Genomic DNA, 4,606 nt, shown 5'->3' with positions numbered 1-4,606 from the left:
CATTGGTGCCGTGGATGGTGACCGTGATCACCTGGCTGGTGCCATCCGCCGTGGTCACGGTGATGCTGTCGGTATAGTCATGACCCGCCTTGAACTCGTCATGGGCGTCGTTCATGACATAGGTCCAGGTGCCGTCGGCGGCGATGGTGAACTTGCCGAAGCCATGGCTGCCATCGATATCGGTCTGCGCCGTGAACAGCGCCGAGCTGTCGACGTCGGAAGCATCCAGCTTGCCGCCGGTGTTCTGCGCCACATCACTTTCGGTGAGCGATTGCGTGCTCGTTCCAGTTATGGCGGCGGCGTCATTGGTGCCGTGGATGGTGACCGTGATCACCTGGCTGGTGCCATCCGCCGTGGTCACGGTGATGCTGTCGGTATAGTCATGACCCGCCTTGAACTCGTCATGGGCGTCGTTCATGACATAGGTCCAGGTGCCATCGGCGGCGATCGAGAACTTGCCGAAGCCATGGCTGCCGTCGACATCGGTCTGGGCCGTGAACAGCGCCGAACTGTCGACGTCGGAGGCATCCAGCTTGCCGCCGGTGTTCTGGGCAGTGTCGGTCTCCGTCAGTTCCTGGGTGCTGCTGCCGCCGATCACCGCGGCATCGTTGGTGCCGTGAATGGTGACGGTGATCACCTGGGTGGTGCCATCCGCTGTGGTCACGGTGATGCTGTCGGTGTAGTCGTGGCCTGCCTTGAACTCGTCATGAGCATCGTTCATGACATAGGTCCACGTGCCGTCAGCGGCGATCGAGAACTTGCCATAGCCATGGCTGCCATCGACATCGGTCTGCGCGACGAAGTTGGCAGAGCTGTCGACGTCGGAAGCATCGAGCTTGCCGCCAGTGTTTTGAGCCGAATCCGTCTCCGTCAGTTCCTGGGTGATCGTTCCTGTAATGAGGGCCGCATCATTGGTGCCGTGAATGGTGACGGTGATCACCTGTGAGGTGCCATCCGCTGTGGTCACGGTGATGCTGTCGGTGTAGTCATGCCCCGCTTTGAACTCGTCATGAGCGTCGTTCATGACATAGGTCCAGGTGCCGTCGGCAGCGATCGAGAACTTCCCGAAGCCGTGGCTGCCATCGACATCGGTCTGCGCGACGAAGTTGATGGAGCTGTCGAGCTTGCCGCCGGTGTTCTGGGCAACATCGCTTTCGGTGAGTTCCTGTGCGCTTGTGCCGGTGATCACCGCGGCCTCATTGGTGCCGTGAATGGTGACGGTGATCACCTGGCTGGTGCCGTCGSCAGTGGTGACCGTGATGCTGTCGGTGTCATCTTGACCACCCACGAACTCGTCATGGGCGTCGTTCATGACATAAGTCCAGGTACCGTCAGCCAGGATGGTGAACGTGCCATAGCCGTGATTGCCGTCGACATCGGTCTGCGCGATGAAAGTGTTCGCACTGTCGACATCCGTGGCACTGAGCTTGCCGCCCGTGTTCTGAACGGAATCCGTCTCCGTCAGTTCCTGTGTGCTCGTTCCTGTAATGAGGGCCGCGTCATTGGTGCCGTGAATGGTGACAGTGATCACCTGGGACGTGCCATCAACCGTGGTCACCGTGATGCTGTCGGTATAGTCATGCCCCGCCTTGAACTCGTCATGGGCATCGTTCATGACATAGGTCCAGGTGCCATCGGCAGCGATAGAGAACTTGCCATAGCCATGGCTGCCATCGACATCGGTCTGAGCCGTGAACAGCGCCGAGCTGTCGACGTCGCTCGCATCGAGCTTGCCGCCGGTGTTCTGGACAGCGTCGCTTTCTGTCAGTTCCTGTGTGCTGCTGCCGCCGATCACCGCCGCATCATTGGTGCCGTGAATGGTGACGGTCAGCACCTGGGAGGTGCCGTCCGCCGTGGTCACGGTGATGCTGTCGGTGTAGTCGTGGCCTGCCTTGAACTCGTCATGAGCGTCATTCATGACATAGGTCCACGTGCCATCGGCGGCGATCGAGAACTTGCCATAGCCATGGCTGCCATCGACATCGGTCTGCACATCGAAGGCGGCAGAGCTGTCGACGTCGGAAGCATCGAGCTTGCCGCCAGTGTTCTGCGCCACATCACTTTCGCTGAGCGATTGCGTGCTCGTTCCAGTTATGGCGGCCGCGTCATTGGTGCCGTGGATGGTGACGGTGATCACCTGGCTGGTGCCGTCAGCGGTGGTCACCGTGATGCTGTCGGTATAGTCATGACCCGCCTTGAACTCGTCATGGGCATCGTTCATGACATAAGTCCACGTGCCGTCAGCGGCAATCGAGAACTTGCCGTAACCATTGCTGCCGTCGACATTGGTCTGGGCCGTAAACAGCGCCGAACTGTCGACATCGCTGGCGCTCAGCTTACCGCCGGTGTTCTGGGCAACATCACTTTCGCTCAGCGACTGGGTGCTGGTGCCGCCGATCACGGCCGCGTCGTTGGTGCCATGGATGGTGACCGTGATCACCTGGCTGGTGCCGTCAGCCGTGGTCACGGTGATGCTGTCGGTGTAGTCATGGCCGGCTTTGAACTCGTCATGGGCGCCTGTCATGACATAGGTCCAGGTGCCGTCGGCGGCGATTGAGAACTTGCCATAGCCGTTGCTGCCGTCGACATCGGTCTGGGCCGTGAACAATGCCGAGCTGTCGACATCACTGGCATCCAGCTTGCCGCCGGTGTTCTGTGCCACATCACTTTCAGTGAGCGACTGCGTGCTTGTGCCGCCGATCACCGCCGCGTCGTTGGTGCCGTGGATGGTAACGGTCAGCACCTTCGTGGTGCCGTCAGCTGTAGCCACAGTGATGCTGTCGGTATAATCCTGGCCACCGGCGAACTCGTTATGAGCGCCATTCATCACATAGGTCCAGGTGCCGTCGGCGGCGATGGTGAACGTGCCATAGCCGTGATTGCCGGCGACATTGCTCTGCGCGACAAAGGCGGCAGAGCTGTCGACGTCTGTGGCGCTAAGCTTGCCGCCGGTGCTCTGCGCGGCATTGGTCTCGGTCAGTTCCTTGGTGCTCGTGCCGCTGATCACCGCCGCATCATTCGTGCCGTGGATGGTGACGGTCAGCACCTTGGTGGTACCATCGGCGGTCTTCACCGTGATGCTGTCGGTATAATCCTTGCCGCCCTGGAATTCATTATGGGCGCCTGTCATGGCATAGGTCCAGGTGCCGTCGGCAGCGATGGTGAACTTGCCATAGCCATTGCTGCCATTGACATTGGTCTGCGCGACGAAGGCAGCAGAGCTGTCGACATCCGTGGCGCTGAGCTTGCCGCCGGTGCTCTGCCCGGCGTCGGTCTCGGTGAGTTGCTGCGTGTTCGTGCCGGTGATTACCGCAGCATCATTGGTGCCGTGGATCGTCACGGTCAGCACCTTCGTGGTGCCGTCGGCCGTGGCCACGGTGATGCTGTCGGTGTAATCCTTGCCGCCCTGGAACTCATTATGGGCGCCCGTCATGGCATAGGTCCAGGTGCCGTCGGCGGCGATCGTGAACTTGCCATAGCCATTGCTGCCATTGACATTGGTCTGCGCGACGAAGGCGGCAGAACTGTCGACATCGCTGGCACTGAGCTTGCCGCCGGTGGTCTGGGCAGCGTCGGTCTCGGTGAGTTCCTTGGTGCTGGTGCCGCCGATCACCGCCGCGTCATTGGTGCCGTGGATGGTGACGGTCAGCACCTTGGTGGTGCCGTCGGCGGTCTTCACCGTGATGCTGTCGGTATAATCCTTGCCGCCCTGGAACTCATTATGGGCGCCTGTCATGGCATAGGTCCAGGTGCCGTCGGCCTGGATGGTGAACTTGCCATAGCCATTGCTGCCATTGACATTGGTCTGCGCGACGAAAGCGGCAGAGCTGTCGACATCAGTGGCGTTGAGCTTGCCGCCGGTGCTCTGCGCAGCATCGGTCTCGGTGAGCGTTTGCGTGTTCGTGCCGGTGATCACCGCCGCGTCGTTGGTGCCATGGATGGTGACGGTGAGCACCTTCATGGTGCCGTCAGCCGTGGTAACCGTGATGCTGTCGGTATAATCCTTGCCGCCCTGGAACTCATTGTGGGCGCCCGTCATGGCGTAAGTCCAGGTGCCGTCGGCGGCGATCGTGAACTTGCCATAGCCATTGCTGCCATTGACATTGGGCTGCGCAACGAAGGCGRCAGAACTGTCAGCATCAGTGGCATTGAGCTTGCCGCCGGTGCTCTGGGCGGCGTCTGTTTCGGTGAGTTGCTGTGTGCTCGTGCCGGTGATCACAGCCGCGTCATTGGTTCCGTGGATGGTGACTGTCAGCACCTTGGTGGTGCCATCCGCCGTGGCCACGGTGATGCTGTCGGTATAATCCTTGCCGCCCTGGAACTCATTATGGGCGCCGGTCATGGCATAGGTCCAGGTGCCGTCGGCGGCAATCGTGAACTTGCCATAGCCATTGTTGCCATTGACATTGGTCTGCGCGACGAAGGCGGCGGAACTGTCGGCATCGGTGGCGCTGAGTTTGCCGCCGGTGGTCTGGGCAGCGTCGGTCTCGGTGAGTTCCTTGGTGCTGGTGCCGCCGATCACCGCCGCGTCATTGGTGCTGGGCAGCGTCGGTCTCGGTGAGTTCCTTGGTGCTGGTGCCGCCGATCACCGCCGCGTCATTGGTGC

At 60.9% G+C, this 4,606-nt stretch carries 1 protein-coding gene; it reads right to left on the bottom strand.

Features of this window, described 5'->3' with window-relative positions; translation table 11 throughout:
• Positions 1 to 4,522: beta strand repeat-containing protein (locus AC1D06_RS41860; RefSeq protein WP_477991399.1), on the bottom strand; the 4,522-nt coding region annotated here is incomplete at its 3' end.
• Positions 4,523 to 4,606 lie beyond the last annotated feature (84 nt).

This window comes from Rhizobium sp. P2_G2, from assembly GCF_056403555.1.
This window is presented reverse-complemented; position numbering and strand designations above follow the sequence as displayed.